Here is a 16,847-nt window from a genome sequence, read left to right as displayed (position 1 = left end):
CATCGCGGGCAAGCACCGCTCCCACAGGGAGAAAGCATTTCACGCCAAGGATTAATGCCCTTTCACAGACCCCGGATTGATCATCCGCGACAGCCCCAGGTTTTTCAGCGCCAGTTGCAGGGAGCTGCTGATCACTTGCGGGTTGTCGTTGGTCATCAGTTGCGCGAGCAATTCCTTGGCCTTGCTCAGATGGATCTGACGCAGCATCCACTTCACTTTCGGCAAGTTAGTGGCGTTCATCGACAGGCTGTCGAAACCCATCGCCATCAACAGCACCGCAGCAGCAGGATCACCGGCCATTTCGCCACAGATACTAACTGGCTTGCCTTCAGCATGAGCATCACGCACTACGTTCTGCAGGGCTTGCAGTACCGCCGGGTGCAAATAATCGTAAAGATCAGCAACCCGTGGGTTATTTCGATCCACGGCCAGCAGATATTGAGTCAAGTCGTTGGAGCCCACCGACAGGAAGTCCACCTGACGCGCCAGATCACGGGTCTGATAAACAGCAGCGGGGACTTCGATCATTACGCCAACAGGAGGCATCGGCACATCGGTGCCCTCGTCGCGAACTTCGCCCCAGGCCCGGTGGATAAGGTGCAGCGCTTCTTCCACCTCGTGGGTGCTGGAAATCATCGGCAGCAGAATCCGCAGGTTGTTCAAGCCTTCACTGGCCTTGAGCATGGCGCGGGTCTGCACCAGGAAGATTTCCGGGTGGTCGAGGGTGACACGAATACCGCGCCAGCCCAGAAACGGGTTTTCTTCCTTGATCGGGAAGTAGGACAGCGCCTTGTCACCGCCGATATCAAGGCTGCGCATGGTGACCGGTAGCGGGTGGAAAGCCGCCAGTTGCTCGCGATAAATCGCCAGTTGTTCTTTCTCGCTCGGGAAGCGTTGCTGAATCATGAACGGTACTTCGGTGCGATACAGACCCACACCTTCCGCGCCGCGCTGTTGGGCGCGAGCCACGTCAGCCAGTAAGCCGGTGTTGACCCACAGCGGCATGCGATGGCCGTCCAGTGTTACGCAAGGCAGCTCGCGCAGCGCGTCCAGCCCTTGAGACAGCTGGCGCTCTTCTTCAACGACCTTGGCGAACTGCTTGCGCATGGCATCGCTTGGGTTGGTGAAGACTTCGCCGTGGTAGCCGTCGACAATCAGCTCGATGCCGTCAACCTTGGAATAGGGCAGGTCAACCACGCCCATGACCGTGGGAATACCCATGGCCCGGGCCAGAATCGCGACGTGGGAGTTACCCGAACCCAACACCGAAATGAGACCCGCCAGCTTGCCTTCCGGAACTTCGCCCAGCATGGCGGCCGTCAGTTCTTCACTGACAAGGATCGTATTGTCCGGATACACCAGCGTCTGTTGCCGCGCCTCTTGCAAGTACGCGAGCAAGCGACGGCCGAGGTCTTTAACGTCAGAGGCACGCTCGCGCAGATAGGCGTCGTCCATCAATTCGAAACGTTTGACGTGCTCGTTGACCACCGAGCGCAATGCGCCCTGAGCCCACTGACCGGCCTTGATGACATTGGTCACTTCGCTGCCCAGCGAGGCGTCGTCGAGCATCATCAGATAGACGTCAAACAGCGCTCTCTCTTCGGGGCGCAGCTGGTTTGCGAGCTTGGCAGACAGTGCGCGCATGTCGCTGCGCACGCCTTCCAGAGCCGTCTGGAACAACGCCAGCTCAGCCGCGATGTCTGTGACCGTCTTGTCAGGCACCACTTCAAGATCGGCGGGCGGCAGCATGACCACCGCAAAGCCCACCGCAGCACCGGGTGAACCGGCTACGCCTACGAATTTGGCTTCCTGAATACCTTTGCCCTGACGACCCAGACCACGGATTGAGCCAGTGGCTTCAGCGTGGGCGATAACCCCGGCGAGCTGCGCGCTCATGGTCACGAGGAAGGCTTCTTCACCTTCATCGAACTGACGACGCTCCTTTTGCTGGATAACCAGTACACCCACCACACGACGATGGTGAATGATCGGCGCGCCCAAAAACGACGCATAGCGCTCTTCGCCCGTTTCAGCAAAGTAGCGATAACGCGGGTGATCAGCTGCGTTTTCGAGGTTCAACGGCTCTTCACGGGTACCGACGAGGCCAACCAGACCTTCGTTCGGCGCCATGCTGACTTTGCCAATGGAGCGCTTGTTCAAGCCCTCGGTGGCCATCAGCACGAAGCGATTACTTTCGGGATCGAGCAAATAGACCGAGCAGACTTGGCTGCCCATGGCCTCTTTGACGCGTAACACAATAATCCCCAACGCCGCCTTGAGATCCTTGGCGGAGTTAACTTCCTGGACGATCTTGCGCAGCGTATTGAGCATGGCTCGGGGTCGAACTCCGTGTCAGTCGCGCGATAAAAGGCGCGGGGCAAGCTCTTTGAGTGCGCGTCGATACACCTCGCGCTTGAATGTCACCACCTGACCCAGCGGATACCAATAGCTGACCCAGCGCCAGCCATCGAACTCCGGTTTCCCGGTCAAATCCATCCGCACCCGCTGCTCGTTGGAGACCAGGCGCAGGAGAAACCATTTTTGCTTCTGGCCGATACACAGCGGTTGGCTGTGCGTCCTGACCAGTCGTTGCGGCAAACGATAGCGCAACCAACCCCGAGTACAGGCAAGAATCTGCACATCCTCAGGTTCAAGCCCGACTTCTTCGTTCAATTCACGATAAAGCGCGTCTTCCGGCGTCTCCTGAGGGTTGATACCACCCTGTGGAAACTGCCAGGCATCTTGGTTGATTCGCCGAGCCCATAGGACCTGGCCGGAGTCGTTTGTCAGAATTATCCCGACATTAGGACGGAAACCATCGGGGTCGATCACGGCAACAACCTCGCAAACGCATGTCACCGCATTGTTCCACAAAGCCGATCAAAGCAGCAACGAGGCTTAGCAGGTTATGTGAAGAGTTGTGAAAACCTCGTATTCTGGTGCTCTTTTTTCAGCAATTTCAGCGAGTAACCACATGCGCCTGGCTTTATTCGACCTCGACAACACACTTCTGGGTGGCGACAGCGACCACGCTTGGGGTGACTACCTGTGCGAACGCGGCATTCTTGACGCCGCAACTTACAAAACTCGTAATGACGAGTTCTATCAGGATTACCTGGCTGGCACCCTGGACCTGACGGCGTATCTGAATTTCACACTGGAAATCCTCGGCCGTACCGAAATGGCCCAGCTAGACGAGTGGCATCGCGATTTCATGCGTGATTGCATTGAGCCGATCATGCTGCCCAAGGCGCTGGAGCTGATTGCCAAGCATCGCGAAGCAGGCGACAAGCTGGTCGTCATCACCGCGACCAATCGCTTCGTTACCGCACCTATCGTGGCAAAACTGGGTATCGAAACGCTGCTGGCCACTGAATGTGAGATCGTCGACGGTCGCTACACCGGCCGCACCACCGATGTGCCTTGTTTCCGCGAAGGTAAAGTGACGAGGCTGAACCGCTGGCTGGATGAGAACCAGCTCGGCCTGGAAGACAGCTACTTTTACAGCGACTCGCTCAACGACCTGCCGCTGCTGGAAAAGGTTGCCAACCCGGTGGCCGTGGACCCGGACCCGAAATTGCGCGCCGAAGCTGAAAAACGCGGCTGGCCGGTGATTACGCTGCGCGGATGATTTGTGGCTTTGCAATGGTCTCTATGGGATGCACTTCCCTGTGGGAGCAGGGCTTGCCCGCGATAAGGGTGGACGCGATCTTAAGTGAACCGAGTCAGCCTTATCGCGGGCAAGCCCTGCTCCCACAAAGGATGGCATTCCAAAGAAGTCGCCTGTCAAACCGGCTTGGCCCCCATCAACCCGGCAATGGCGATGAAACAGACGGCCGCAAAAATCGCCAACGCCAGGGTGAACTTCAAACCACCTCTGGCAGGATCAATTCGCAGCTTGTTCAGGCGCACCACCAGCCACAGCCAGCTCAACGCGCCCAACGTGTAGAGCACACTACTTCCCAGCACCCAGATTTGTCCCAGCGGCCAGCCAACAAGGTGCGCCAGCCACCAGCCGCTAATCGGCATGGTCAGCAGGCAGAGCCCCATCAGCATCCACGCAAACAGGCGCGGCCGAAGCAACAGGCGGGTGTGGTTGGTGGTAAACCCTGCCCTGCGGCCCTTGATCAGCCAGATAGTCAAACCAAGGGCACTGAGCAGAAATAGCACCGTCGCCGAGATGTGCAGGGTTTTCAGGGCGGTGAGGTGATCCATTTTCTGTTGGTTCCAGTTGAGGCGTTGGTTTAACGCAGATTCCCTGTGGGAGCGAATTCATTCGCGAAGGCATTGGTTTAGACGATGAAGATGCTTCGACTGTACCGGCCTCTTCGCGAATGAATTCGCTCCCACAGGGATAGACCTGCGCGTGTCAGTCCTAGCCCAGAAATAGTTTATAAGCCGGGTTCTTGCTTTCATCCCAATACGGATAGCCAATCTCGGCCAGCGCCGCCGGGACCAGGTGCCGTTCATCTTCAGGCACCACCAGCCCCGCCACGACCCGACCATCCGCCGCGCCATGGTTGCGGTAGTGGAACATCGAAATCGTCCACTGCCCGCCCAGCTTGTTTAGGAAGTTGAACAGCGCGCCCGGGCGTTCCGGGAATTCGAAGCGAAACACCACTTCGTCGCTGACCCGCTCGGCATGCCCGCCGACCATGTGCCGAATGTGCAGCTTGGCCAGTTCGTTGTCGGTCAGGTCAATCACCGGGAAACCCTGCTCGGTAAGGCTGGCGATCAGACCTTTACGTGGATCAGTGTCCGGATGCGTCTGCACACCGACGAAAATGTGCGCTTCGCGGTCGGTGTGATAACGGTAGTTGAATTCGGTGATCTGGCGCTTGCCAATCGCTTCGCAGAACGCCTTGAAGCTGCCCGGCTGCTCCGGGATGGTCACGGCGATGATCGCTTCGCGGCCCTCACCCAGCTCGGCACGCTCGGCAACGTGACGCAAGCGGTCGAAGTTGACGTTGGCACCTGAGTCGATGGCGACAAATGTCTGGCCGCTGACTTCTTCCTGCTCGACATACTTTTTGATCCCGGCCACAGCCAAAGCCCCTGCTGGCTCGGTGATCGAACGAGTGTCGTCGTAAATGTCCTTGATCGCCGCACAGATTTCATCGGTGCTGACCGTAATCACTTCGTCGACGTAATGCCTGCAGATGTCGAAGGTGTACTCACCAATTTGCGCCACAGCCACGCCGTCGGCAAACAGACCGACCTGTTGCAGCACGACGCGCTCGCCGTAGGCCATGGCTTGTTGCAGGCAATTTGAATCATCCGGCTCGACACCGATGACCTTGATGTCCGGGCGCAGGTACTTCACGTAGGCCGCGATACCGGCGATCAAACCACCGCCGCCCACCGGGACAAAAATCGCGTCCAGCGGGCCCTGATGCTGGCGAAGAATCTCCATCGCCACGGTGCCTTGCCCGGCAATCGTGTCTGGATCGTCATAGGGATGGATGTAAACGAAGCCCATTTCATCCACCAGCTTCAGCGAATGGGCCAGCGCTTCAGGGAATGAATCCCCGTGCAGCACCACTTTGCCGCCTCGGGAGCGCACGCCTTCCACCTTGATTTCCGGCGTAGTCTTCGGCATCACGATAGTGGCTTCGACGCCCAGGGTTTTCGCCGCCAGGGCCAGACCTTGCGCGTGGTTGCCTGCTGAGGCAGTGACGACGCCCCGCGCCAGCTCTTCCGGGCTGAGCTGCGCCAGCTTGTTGTACGCGCCACGAATCTTGAACGAGAACACCGGTTGCAAGTCTTCGCGCTTGAGCAGCACCTGATTGCCCAGCCGTTCGGACAACTGACGAGCGCCCTGCAACGGGGTTTCCACGGCCACGTCATAGACGCGGGAGGTGAGGATTTTTTTGACGTACTGTTCAAGCATCACGGCGACATCACTGGCAAAAGGGCAAGGACAGGAAGTCTAACCCGCACTCCGATGCACGACCACACGAATCACGGGGCTTTGGCGCTGGCATGTCGCTATAATGCGCGCCCTTCGAACACTACGTTTTCTGTAGGAGCTGCCGAAGGCTGCGAATGAGATCCCCTGACAGCTCGCCATCGCAGCCTTCGGCAGCTCCTACAGAAAATTAAAACCCGGCACCCGTGGAGCCCGCATGAACCAGGATCAACTCAAACAAGCCGTGGCGCAGGCCGCCGTGGATTTCATCCTTCCGAAACTGGACGACAAAAGCATCGTCGGCGTAGGGACCGGCTCCACTGCCAACTGTTTCATTGATGCACTGGCCCAGCATAAAGGCGCATTCGACGGCGCAGTTGCCAGCTCCGAAGCCACTGCCGCACGTCTCAAGGGCCACGGCATTCCGGTTTACGAGCTCAATACCGTCAGCGATCTGGAGTTCTATATCGATGGCGCCGACGAAAGCGATGAGCACCTGAACCTGATCAAGGGCGGCGGCGCAGCTTTGACCCGCGAGAAAATCGTTGCGGCCGTGGCCAAGACTTTTATCTGCATCGCCGACGCCAGCAAGCTTGTACCCGTGCTGGGCGCGTTCCCGCTGCCTGTTGAAGTGATCCCGATGGCGCGCAGTCACGTTGCCCGCCAACTGGTAAAACTGGGCGGCGACCCGGTTTACCGTGAAGGCGTGTTGACTGACAACGACAACATCATTCTTGATGTACACAACATGAACATCACTAATCCTGCCGAACTGGAAAGCCAGATCAACGCAATCGTTGGCGTTGTGACCAATGGCCTGTTCGCGGCGCGTCCTGCGGATTTGCTGCTACTGGGCACGAGTGAAGGGGTTAAAACGCTGACGCGTTGATTGCCTGCGCCGCAGTGAATGGAGGACTGTAGGAGCGAGCTTGCTCGCGATTGCGGTCCTTTATTCAAATAAGTAATGCCAGGGAGTACGCCATCGCGAGCAAGCTCACTCCTACAGAACCGGCATAAAAGCCTCAGGGCTTTTTGAACACATAAAACAGATTCGGCTCGCTCACCAGATACAGGTTACCTTCGTCATCCATGGCGATGCCCTCAGCCTGGGGCACGGTTTTGCGAAGCCCCATGGAGCCTTGGCTTAACGAGACATTGCCCACCGCTCGACCCTTGGTGTCGAGCTCTACGATTTGTCGGGACTCGTCCGACAACGCCAGCAAATGCCCGCTGCGTTCATCGAACTGCAGACTGGAAATGTCCCGTACAAACAGCCCCGCATCACGCTTGGCATCAGAAGACACCTCAATCATGCTCGGCGCATCGGCGTTCATATTGGGGAAGCCACGCACCTCGATGATCTGTGTAGGCCGCCGCTCCTTGGCCACAAACAGGCGCTGCCCTTTGGTGTCGTATGCCAGCCCTTCATAACCGTTGTTGTTTCCGGCCCCTATGCCGAGCGTAAGTTGCTCAGCATCAGCGGCATCAAGAAAGGTCGTGTCGTTATCTACATGGACCTTGATCAGCCGCTGCTTGCGCTCATCGCTGATCACATAAATGCCAGGGCTGATGTATTCCACCGCCTCAGCGTCACCGAAGCCGGTTAGCGGAATACGCCGCAAGACCCGACCTTCAAGGCTCAGCTCAACCATTTCGGCATTTGAATTGGTGACGGTAAACAGACTCTTGCGATCCGGGTCGTAGCTCAGGGCCGAAACATCATCCTCCAGCCCGGCAATGACCTGGCCCTCAATGACCACCCGATAATCACCCAGCCCCATGGCCTGCGCGTCCTTGTCTTGCCAAAACAGATGCCAGTTGAATAAGGCACGTTCGGCGAAACGGTATTCACGGTTGGCAAAAAATAACAGCAACGCCAGCAGAATCAGGACCGCAACAACGATTTTTCGGAAAGAGAGAAGCTGGCGCATTCAGAAGGCTCAAGGATGGGGCGGACAGCATAAATAGCATGCGAATATGAATTGAAGCTTAATGGCGCAGAGCCATCACGCACTGTTCCTGTAGGAGCTCACCGAGGTAACGAGGCCAGCGATGGCGGAGTATCAGACAAACCGCTATCGCTGGCCTCGTTACCTCGGTGAGCTCCTACAGTCCAATGTTTATAGCCATGGATACCGAGCAGGCCCGAAAAAGACTCTGTGCATCACTTCTTGTGAAACGAATAAAACAGATTCGGTTCGCTGACGATGTACAGATTGCCATCGTCGTCAAACGCCACGCCCTCGGCACGAGGTATGGTGTCTTTCAATCCGTTGAAACCACCGAGCAACGTCATGAAACTGACCTGCTCGCCCTTTTCATCGAGCTCCAGCAGCATGTGCGAATCCGCGGACAGCGCCAGCGTGTGCCCGGTACGCGGCTCGACGGTCAACGAGGAAAGATTACGCAGATCCAGCGACTTGTTGACAACCTTCTGCTTGTCACCGGTCAAAACATCACTGCCATTACTCGCCCAGATAAACATCGCCGCAGGACGCTCTTCACCCAGCACCAGTTGCTGACGACGTGGATCCCAGGCGACTGACTCGAACGCTTTGTTCTGATTTTTGGAAGCACCCAGGTTGTAGCTAGGGAAATCGGCAAAATTCAGCGAATTGGTCTCCGGGCCGACCTTGATGATGCTCAACTGATGCTGACGCTCATCCGCGATTGCCATGAAGCCATTCTCCATGACGGCAACCGCCTCAGGATTGCTCCAGCCCAGCATAGGAATTTTGCGCAGGATATCGCCCTTGAGGGTCAACTCGACCAGGAACGGATTCTTGCCCATGACCGCAAAAAGCGTTTTGGTCACCGGGTTATAGGACACATCCGACGCCTCATCATCCTCCATACCAGGCAGCGCCTTGGCGTCGATATCGACGACATAGTCCGGCAGCCAGACGCTTGCATCGCGCTCGGTCGAGCTTTCGAAGCGTTCCCCAAGCCAGAGCAGGCCACGATCATCCCAGTGCATTGCGTAAGCAACGCCGTAGCCAATCACAACAACCAGAAGCAGCAAACCGTACCAGCGCAGGCGAAATGGACGACGCGACGATTTTGCAGCCGATGAGGGGGTGGTCATGAGCGTTCCCGATTATGAATAACAGGCGATGGCACAGTGCCGCAGCGAAGGCTGCTGGAGGCCGGATTATCCAGATCAATTGTGAAAAAAACGCCAATTGTTCTATTTAAGCCCCATAAAACGCAAAAACCGCCTGCGACACTTATCGCAGACGGTTTCGGTCACCGCGAAAAAAATCAGCGAACGCTGCTTTCGAAGGGCTTCTGTCCTACCAGCTCCAGGACCAGCTCATCGCCAGCCAACAGCGGGCCAACGCCTGCCGGAGTGCCGGTCATGATCACGTCACCAGCCTGCAGCGAGAAGCAGGCGGCCATATGCTGAATCACTGGCACGATGGGGTTAAGCATGTCGCGGCTGTTACCGTCCTGACGAACTTCGCCATTGATGGTCAGACGAATGCCGATATCGGTCAGGTCAGAGAAAGTTTCAGCAGGCACGAACGGAGCAATGACTGCAGCACCGTCGAACGACTTGGCTTCTTCCCATGGGTAGCCCTTGTCACGCAGCTTGGTTTGCACATCGCGCAGGGTCAGGTCCAGACCAGGAGCAAAACCGGAAATCGCGTCCAGCACTTCTTCGCGGGTCGGGTTCTTGGTCAGCGGCTTGCCGATCAGCACGACAATTTCCGCTTCGTAGTGCACCGAGCCACGATCAGCCGGGATGGTGAAACCACCTTCCAGCGCAACAACCGCGCTGCCTGGCTTGATGAACAGCAGTGGTTCGGTAGGCACCGCGTTGTTCAGTTCCTTGGCATGCTCGGCGTAGTTACGACCCACGCACACGGCCTTGCCCATGGGAAAGTGGATGCTCGTTCCGTCGACATACTTATGCTGATAACTCATGGCGGCTCCTTGGTCTCGTTGTGGTCACGCCACTATAAAGTGACGGCCCATTAAACAGCGAAGATTTTTCCGGGGTTCATAATGCCGTTCGGATCGAATGCAGCTTTGATGGCTTTCATATACTCGATTTCTACCGGAGAACGGCTATACGTCAGGTAATCACGCTTGGTCATGCCTACACCGTGCTCGGCAGAAATCGAGCCGTTGTATTTCTGCACAGTTTCGAACACCCATTTGTTGACCCTGGCGCACTTGACGAAGAACTCTTCCTTGTCGAGCGCCTCAGGCTTGAGGATGTTCAGGTGCAGGTTGCCATCACCGATATGACCGTACCAGAGCACCTCGAAATCGGGATAGTGCTCGGCAACGATCGCATCAATTTCACTGAGGAACGCCGGCACCTTTGAAACAGTCACCGAGATGTCGTTCTTGTAGGGCGTGAAGTGGGAGATGGTTTCGGAGATGTACTCGCGCAGCTTCCACAGATTTTTCAGCTGCTGCTCGCTCTGGCTCATCACGCCATCCAGTACCCAGCCCTGTTCGACACAATGCTCAAAGGTAGCCAATGCTTCATTGGCCAGATCTTCGGTGGTGGCCTCGAATTCCAGCAGCACATAGAACGGGCATGGCGTATCGAATGGCGAAGGCACGTCGCCGCGCGCCATGACGCGGGCAAACGACTTGTCAGAGAAGAATTCGAATGCCGTGAGGTCCAGCTTGCCGTGAAAGGCGTGCAGCACCGGCATGATCGAGTTGAAATCGGTAGTGCCCAGCACCATCGCCGTCAGGTTCTTGGGGGCGCGATCAAGGCGCATGGTGGCTTCGACGACAAAGCCCAGCGTGCCTTCAGCCCCGATGAACAGCTGACGCATATCGTAGCCAGTCGCGTCTTGATCAAATCCTTGTTCAGCTCAAGGATATCGCCCTTGCCGGTGACAACCTTCAGACCTGCGACCCAGTTGCGGGTCATGCCGTAGCGAATGACCTTGATTCCGCCAGCATTGGTGCCGATATTGCCGCCAATCTGACTGGAACCCGAGGATGCGAAGTCCACCGGATAATAAAGGCCGTTTTCTTCCGCGAGGTTCTGCAGTTGCTTGGTTATTACGCCTGGCTGGACGCGAGCCGTACGCTCGGTGACGTTCAGCTCCAGCACCTGATTCATGTAATCGAACGAAACCACCACTTCGCCATTGGCCGCGACCGCGGCCGCAGACAGCCCGGTTCGGCCGCCAGACGGGACCAGCGCGACCTTGTGTTCATTGGCCCACAGGACGATGGCCTGAACTTGCTCGATGGCCTTGGGAAAGACGATGGCAACGGGCGCGGGCGTGAATTGCTTGGTCCAGTCCTTGCCGTAAGCCTCAAGGGATGCGGCATCGGTGAGCACTTTTCCAGGCTCAACCAGGGTCTTCAGTTCATCTACCAGCGCAGAATGGATCATCGACGGAACTCTCGAACAATTCATGGTCATCCTGAGAACGCTTCACGTCCAGGAATGGGGTTTCGCGGGGTGCATATGCTAGCATACGCCCCCCGCCAATCGAGCTGACGGCCCGATTCGCGACCGCTTCACTTACTGCCAAATTTCTCCGGGACACAGGTTAAAGCAGATGAGCAAGACTTCCCTCGACAAGAGCAAGATCAAGTTCCTTCTTCTCGAAGGCGTCCATCAATCCGCTGTGGATGTCCTCAAGGCAGCCGGCTATACCAGCATCGAGTACCACACCAAGTCTCTGCCGGAAGCCGAACTGAAAGAAAAGATCGCCGACGCTCACTTCATTGGCATCCGCTCCCGCACCCAGTTGACTGAAGAGATGTTCGATCACGCGAAGAAACTCGTCGCGGTCGGCTGTTTCTGCATCGGTACCAACCAGGTTGATCTGGGCGCAGCCCGCGAGCGCGGTATTGCGGTGTTCAACGCGCCGTACTCCAACACTCGCTCGGTAGCCGAACTGGTGCTGGCCGAAGCCATCCTGCTGCTGCGCGGCATCCCGGAGAAGAACGCATCCTGCCACCGTGGCGGCTGGATCAAAAGCGCAGCCAACTCTTTCGAGATCCGTGGCAAGAAACTGGGCATCGTCGGCTACGGCTCGATCGGTACTCAGCTGTCTGTTCTGGCTGAAAGCCTCGGGATGCAGGTGTTCTTCTTCGACCCGCTGACCAAGCTGCCTCTGGGCAATGCCACTCAGGTACCAAGCCTGACCGAACTGCTGGGCATGGCCGACATCGTGTCTCTGCACGTGCCTGAATTGCCGTCCACCCAAATGATGATTGGCGAGAAAGAAATCCGCGCCATGAAAAAGGGCAGCATCCTGATCAACGCCGCTCGCGGCACGGTCGTGGACCTCGATGCTCTGGCAGACGCGATCAAGGACAAGCACCTGATCGGTGCGGCTATCGACGTATTCCCGGTTGAGCCTCGCTCGAACGACGACATCTTCGAAAGCCCGCTGCGTGGCCTGGACAACGTGATCCTGACTCCACACATCGGTGGTTCGACCGCCGAAGCGCAAGCGAACATCGGTCTGGAAGTGGCCGAGAAGCTGGTCAAGTACAGCGATAACGGTACGTCGGTGTCTTCGGTCAACTTCCCTGAAGTGGCCCTGCCTGCTCACCCTGGCAAGCACCGCCTGCTGCACATCCACGAGAACATCCCGGGCGTGCTGATGGAGATCAACAAGGTCTTCGCCGAAAACGGTATCAACATCTCCGGTCAGTTCCTGCAGACCAACGAGAAGGTCGGTTATGTGGTCATCGACGTCGATGCCGAGTATTCCGATCTGGCTCAGGAAAAGCTGCAGCACATCAAAGGCACCATCCGCAGCCGCGTATTGTTCTAAACGCTTCTGGCTCAAAAAAGGAGACCTTCGGGTCTCCTTTTTTGTGGGTGATTTTCGGTGCCAACGTGTGACCTGTAGGAGTGAGCTTGCTCGCGATAGCAATCTGACAATCACAAAGCCTCGCCAGATGAAACGCTATCGCGAGCAAGCTCACTCCTACAGGTCCAATGTTTACTGCGCGAAATTGCGGAGCCATTGAAACCGAGGCAAGCCCTGGAGGGATTATTGCCAGCCCAGACTATTGCACATTCACCCTGATCATCTTCGATTCAACCGACGGGTTCAGCGGAATGTGGCTCTTGTCGCCCACCAGCAACTGCAAAGTGTGAGGGCCGGGCGGCAGGGTAACTTCGGTTTCGGTCTGACCCTTGCCGAAATGGCGAATGTTATCGGTCATCGGCAGCGGCGCATTGAGGTCTGGCTGGTCTTTGACGTCGATCAACAGGTGATGATGGCCGGTCTCCGGGATGTCTACACCGGCAGGCGCAACGCCCATGCCTTTGAGGCCAAACTGGACCTTGAATGTGCCCGGCACTGTCGCGCCGTCTTTAGGCGAAATGATGTAGACCTCAGCCCCGGCAGGTGATGGCGTGCGCGGAACATCGGCAGCACTGGCCAACAGCGAAACGCCCAGCAACAGGCCAGCAATAGCAGTTTTGGTTAAAAGGGTGTTCATGAGTTCTCCCGTCCAGCAGTCAGCCGTTGAATGGCATGCCTGTAACCATAGCGCGGCACTGGCTTAACGTTCTGGAGAAGCGGGCTTTATGACAAAGATTTCATGCAAACATCGTTTTGTAGGAGCTGCCGAAGGCTGCGAATCATTCATCCTGACAGACCGCTATCGCAGCCTTCGGCAGCTCCTACAGGTCAAGCGTTTGTTGCACGACTGAGAAGCACTTAAAACACCCCATCCCCACGCCGACGAAACCAGCCGGTGAGGGAAAGCCGGTCACGACCGGCAGGCATCACTTCGTGGGGAATATCGCCAGACATGAACACCACCAGGCAGCCTCCGGTCGGCTGTACGTCATATTCCACGCCTTCGTCGAGAAACATGCGCAATTGCCCGCCATGCTCGGGTAACCAGGCATTGTTGAGATATACCACGGCAGAGACCATCCGCCGGTCATCGTCACGGAAACGGTCCACATGCTTGAGATAAAACGCACCGGGTGGATAAAGCGCAAAGTGGCTCTCGAAGTCTTCCAGCCCTAGAAACAGACCGCGATTGAGCGCCTGACGCAGGCTGTCCATCAAACCCAGATAACGATCACAAGGCTCTGACTGACCGGGTTCCAGCCATTGGATATGATCGCCACGAATGCCCTCGCGAATCTCTTGCAATGGCCCGCGTCCGACAGCGGCAGGCGCGAGTTCGCCCTCGGCTGCGCGCGTGCGACACTCGTCGGCAAGCTCAAGCGTCAGGCTTTCAGGCAGGAAAATATTCTGCTGCGACCAACCGCGTGCGGCGAGGTCGTCGACTATTCGAAGCAGCAGCGGATGATCAGAGGCGATTTGCATGGCGCATAGTATCCAGCCGCCCGAGAATCGGGAAGCTCCAGCACTCGGCAGATTGCCAAGTGCATGAAATTTCACAGTGCAGGCGAAGTCATAACTCGACAAAGCCCCGCAACCACCGGGACAATAGCGGCCTGCCGACAGGAGTCCCTATGCGCCGTTTGTTTGTTGTGTTGTTGATGTTCTGCACGATGCCCGCCTGGGCAGACAGCTATGACCAGTTGTACAAGGTCGCGGGCTGGCCAGAACAACGCGCGCATTTCAACGACGCCCTCAACGCCGCGCAACAACGCTACCGCAACAGCCTGCCACCGGCGGTGTTTCAAGCGCTGGTCAACAACAGCAATCAGCGCTTCGCCCCACAAGCCATGGATCAACGCGCAGAAAAGCGCCTGCGCGAAAGTCTTCGTGACCCCAAGCCTGCGCTGCAATTCTTTCAGTCACCGCTCGGGCGCAAGATCGTCAACGCCGAACTGACCGCCACCCGCCCTGACCAATTGGCAAAAAATGCCAAAGGCCTGCCACAGATTCAGGCCGACGCTACCCGTCAATTGCTCATCGGTCACCTGGCGCAAGCACTGCCCGCCAAACAGGCTGGCGCCGAAGTCAGCCTCGCGATTGCCGGTGTTGCCGCCGACAGCCTGAGCCAGATGATTCCTGGTTTGCTGGGCGGCGGTCAGGCCCAAGGCATGCTCGATGGTCAGCGCGAACGGCTGATGGCGCAGATCGAAGCCGACATGAACAACACGCTGCTCTACGTTTACCGCGACCTTTCCGATCCGGAGCTGGAGGAGTTCTCTACCTTCGCCGAGTCTGCCGATGGCAAGGCTTACTATCAGGCCGCACTGGCTGCGATTCGCGCCGGGCTGGCCGTTGGGCAAAGCTCGTCGAGCCTGGCTCCAGCGCAGTAACGCTTAGTTCGCCAGCACCAAACGCATCTTCTGCTCAACAAAGTTCAAATACTGCGCCCGCAGCTCCGGTATCTCGTTAGCCAGATGATGCCGGGCTTCGCTGAGCATCAGTATCCGGGGCTCGGTGAATTTCTCGTTGAGCACCATCAGGTTATGACGCCAGTCAACGGTCATGTCCGCCTCACCCTGAATAATGATCGGGCTGCGCGGGCTTGAAGGGGCTGATTCTATACGCTTGATCCAGCGCGCCAGCGCCCCCACCCAGGCGGTTGGTAAACGGCGTGGTTGCAATGGATCTGCCAGAAGAAAAGGTAGAAACGCCGGCGCGTTGGAGTTCTCGCTGAAGCGTCGGGCGATGCCTGTGACGAAAGGGTTGAGCAGGTAATAGCTAAACTTTGACCAACCCCAGGCACGAGGCCTGACCAGCGGCGCGAGCAGGATGACCTGACCTTGAGCGGGGCTTTCCACACCATGGTGGAGCAGATGATCGATCAGAATTGCACCGCCGGTGCTTTGTCCGCAAAGATGCCATGGCTTGGGCAATTGCAAGGCGTTTGCTTCTTCAAACAAGCGCTGCAGGACCGCCTGATACTCAGCGAAGTCATTAATGCTGGCCCGCGAACCGCTGGACAGACCGTGACCCGGCAAGTCGCAGGAAATTACCGCGAAATTCATACTCAGCGCCCATTCGATCAAATGCCGAAACAGGCCCATGTGGTCATAGAAACCATGCATCAGGAACAACGTCGCTACCGGCTTATCCGGTATCCAGACTTGCCCGACTATTTCGTAGCCGCCCACATCCATCCTGCCCAGCCAGGTACGCAGTGGACGCTCCAGCCCCAACCTGTCGAGTACGTAAAAACGCTGGTAGGCCAGCCCCTCGATAGAGAGCGGCTGAGCAGCGCCCATCGGTTGCAGGCTGTGGCGCAGTGCATCGGGGTTGAACGTGGCAGACATGGAGTTTCCGGCGGGACGATAGACTGTGCAGCGATATTCAGCTGTATCCCCGAGCATGGCAAGCCAGGCGTCCTCAAACAGATGCGACTGAAATGAAGACCCTACGCCGTAGCACGCTCGTTGCAGGGCTCATCACAGTTATGTGTGCGGCGCTTTTATGGACCGGTTATGACTGGTTTCAGGGTCGCTACTTGCGACCGTTCAGTAATGAGCCAGTGTTTTTCGCGGGAGACGCTCTCGGCCTTCCCGTTGAAGTAGCGGGCCCAGGGCGAATTCGGCTGGTGCACTTCTGGGATCCAGCCTGCCCCTGCAACGTTGGAAACCAGCAACACCTTGCCGAATTGATCGAGCATTTCGCTGGGCAGGGTGGTGTGGACTTCTACGCGCTGCAGAAGCCCGGTAGCCAGGGTCAGTTACCCTCCACGCTGAGCGCAATCAAGCCCATTGCCTACTTGCCGGGCGCAGAACACATCAGCGCCAGCCCTGCCGTGGCAATCTGGGATCGCGACGGCAAGCTGGCTTACTTCGGTCCCTACAGCGAAGGCCTGACGTGTAATTCGGGCAACAGCTTTATCGAGCCGATCCTGCAGGCGCTGATAGAAGGGCGAGCGGTGAATGCGACGCACACCATGGCGGTCGGATGCTATTGCAGATGGAACGACTAGCAGTGCACCCTCCTGCCTGCCGCAACATTGCATCGCTCCTATCAAACTACATGCCTACCACTGAATTGAAGTTCGCTCTGTAGGAGCTCACGAACACCGCGAGGCAGCGATGGCG

General features: G+C 57.3%; 15 protein-coding genes and 1 pseudogene. 5 read left to right on the top strand and 11 right to left on the bottom strand.

Features of this window, described 5'->3' with window-relative positions:
• Positions 1–51: 51 nt before the first annotated feature.
• The gene (gene ptsP / locus AUC61_RS01675) at positions 52–2,331 is read right to left on the bottom strand and encodes a phosphoenolpyruvate--protein phosphotransferase (protein WP_243244170.1); all 2,280 of its coding nucleotides are present in this window, start codon (positions 2,329–2,331) and stop codon (positions 52–54) included.
• Between the two features lie 21 nt (positions 2,332–2,352).
• On the bottom strand, positions 2,353–2,832 hold the full coding sequence (locus tag AUC61_RS01670; RefSeq protein ID WP_027898512.1) for an RNA pyrophosphohydrolase: 480 nt from the start codon (positions 2,830–2,832) through the stop codon (positions 2,353–2,355).
• 142 nt (positions 2,833–2,974) lie between these two features.
• On the opposite strand from AUC61_RS01670, the gene AUC61_RS01665 reads away from it, so the two are divergent.
• The gene (locus tag AUC61_RS01665; protein WP_243244169.1) at positions 2,975–3,631 is read left to right on the top strand and encodes a histidinol-phosphatase; all 657 of its coding nucleotides are present in this window, start codon (positions 2,975–2,977) and stop codon (positions 3,629–3,631) included.
• A gap of 155 nt (positions 3,632–3,786) precedes the next feature.
• On the opposite strand, the gene AUC61_RS01660 is transcribed toward AUC61_RS01665, so the two are convergent.
• Entirely contained in the window at positions 3,787–4,215 is a 429-nt protein-coding gene (locus AUC61_RS01660) for a DUF2269 family protein (protein WP_243244168.1), read from the bottom strand.
• 160 nt (positions 4,216–4,375) lie between these two features.
• Positions 4,376–5,890 (bottom strand): threonine ammonia-lyase, biosynthetic, encoded by a 1,515-nt coding sequence (gene ilvA / locus AUC61_RS01655; RefSeq protein ID WP_243244342.1) that lies wholly within the window; start codon positions 5,888–5,890, stop codon positions 4,376–4,378.
• Positions 5,891–6,125: 235 nt separating this feature from the next.
• Between ilvA and rpiA the strand changes: the two genes are divergently transcribed.
• A complete protein-coding gene (gene rpiA / locus AUC61_RS01650; protein WP_243244167.1) occupies positions 6,126–6,797 on the top strand; it encodes a ribose-5-phosphate isomerase RpiA in 672 nt (223 codons plus the stop codon).
• A 133-nt stretch (positions 6,798–6,930) separates the two neighbouring features.
• Here the strand turns inward: rpiA and AUC61_RS01645 are convergent, their stop codons facing one another.
• The 4 genes and pseudogenes from AUC61_RS01645 to AUC61_RS01630 form a co-directional block, all read right to left on the bottom strand.
• Positions 6,931–7,839 carry an SdiA-regulated domain-containing protein gene (locus tag AUC61_RS01645; RefSeq protein WP_243244166.1) on the bottom strand — a complete coding sequence of 303 codons (909 nt, stop codon included), beginning with the start codon at positions 7,837–7,839 and terminating at the stop codon, positions 6,931–6,933.
• Positions 7,840–8,072: 233 nt separating this feature from the next.
• Positions 8,073–8,993 carry an SdiA-regulated domain-containing protein gene (locus tag AUC61_RS01640; RefSeq protein WP_243244165.1) on the bottom strand — a complete coding sequence of 307 codons (921 nt, stop codon included), beginning with the start codon at positions 8,991–8,993 and terminating at the stop codon, positions 8,073–8,075.
• A 176-nt stretch (positions 8,994–9,169) separates the two neighbouring features.
• Complete coding sequence (locus AUC61_RS01635; protein WP_243244164.1) at positions 9,170–9,835, bottom strand: fumarylacetoacetate hydrolase family protein; 666 nt, start codon at positions 9,833–9,835, stop codon at positions 9,170–9,172.
• A gap of 50 nt (positions 9,836–9,885) precedes the next feature.
• Positions 9,886–11,279: pseudogene (locus AUC61_RS01630) on the bottom strand (FAD-binding oxidoreductase).
• A gap of 169 nt (positions 11,280–11,448) precedes the next feature.
• On the opposite strand from AUC61_RS01630, the gene serA reads away from it, so the two are divergent.
• Entirely contained in the window at positions 11,449–12,678 is a 1,230-nt protein-coding gene (gene serA / locus AUC61_RS01625; RefSeq protein WP_243244163.1) for a phosphoglycerate dehydrogenase, read from the top strand.
• Between the two features lie 238 nt (positions 12,679–12,916).
• Here the strand turns inward: serA and AUC61_RS01620 are convergent, their stop codons facing one another.
• Both AUC61_RS01620 and AUC61_RS01615 read right to left on the bottom strand, forming a co-directional pair.
• Positions 12,917–13,354 carry a DUF4399 domain-containing protein gene (locus AUC61_RS01620; protein ID WP_243244162.1) on the bottom strand — a complete coding sequence of 146 codons (438 nt, stop codon included), beginning with the start codon at positions 13,352–13,354 and terminating at the stop codon, positions 12,917–12,919.
• A 221-nt stretch (positions 13,355–13,575) separates the two neighbouring features.
• On the bottom strand, positions 13,576–14,199 hold the full coding sequence (locus tag AUC61_RS01615; protein WP_243244161.1) for a 2OG-Fe(II) oxygenase: 624 nt from the start codon (positions 14,197–14,199) through the stop codon (positions 13,576–13,578).
• A gap of 149 nt (positions 14,200–14,348) precedes the next feature.
• On the opposite strand from AUC61_RS01615, the gene AUC61_RS01610 reads away from it, so the two are divergent.
• Entirely contained in the window at positions 14,349–15,107 is a 759-nt protein-coding gene (locus AUC61_RS01610) for a DUF2059 domain-containing protein (RefSeq protein WP_122664044.1), read from the top strand.
• A 3-nt stretch (positions 15,108–15,110) separates the two neighbouring features.
• Here the strand turns inward: AUC61_RS01610 and bipL are convergent, their stop codons facing one another.
• The gene (gene bipL, locus AUC61_RS01605; protein WP_243244160.1) at positions 15,111–16,067 is read right to left on the bottom strand and encodes a phospholipase BipL; all 957 of its coding nucleotides are present in this window, start codon (positions 16,065–16,067) and stop codon (positions 15,111–15,113) included.
• 92 nt (positions 16,068–16,159) lie between these two features.
• On the opposite strand from bipL, the gene AUC61_RS01600 reads away from it, so the two are divergent.
• Positions 16,160–16,732, top strand: a complete 573-nt coding sequence (locus tag AUC61_RS01600) for a DUF6436 domain-containing protein (RefSeq protein ID WP_243244159.1) — start codon at positions 16,160–16,162, stop codon at positions 16,730–16,732.
• Positions 16,733–16,847 lie beyond the last annotated feature (115 nt).

The sequence above is a fragment of the Pseudomonas maioricensis genome, from assembly GCF_022790535.1.
Lineage (GTDB): Bacteria > Pseudomonadota > Gammaproteobacteria > Pseudomonadales > Pseudomonadaceae > Aquipseudomonas > Aquipseudomonas maioricensis.
The sequence above is the reverse complement of the archived record's forward strand: the minus strand, read 5'-3'. Positions and strand labels throughout refer to the sequence as shown.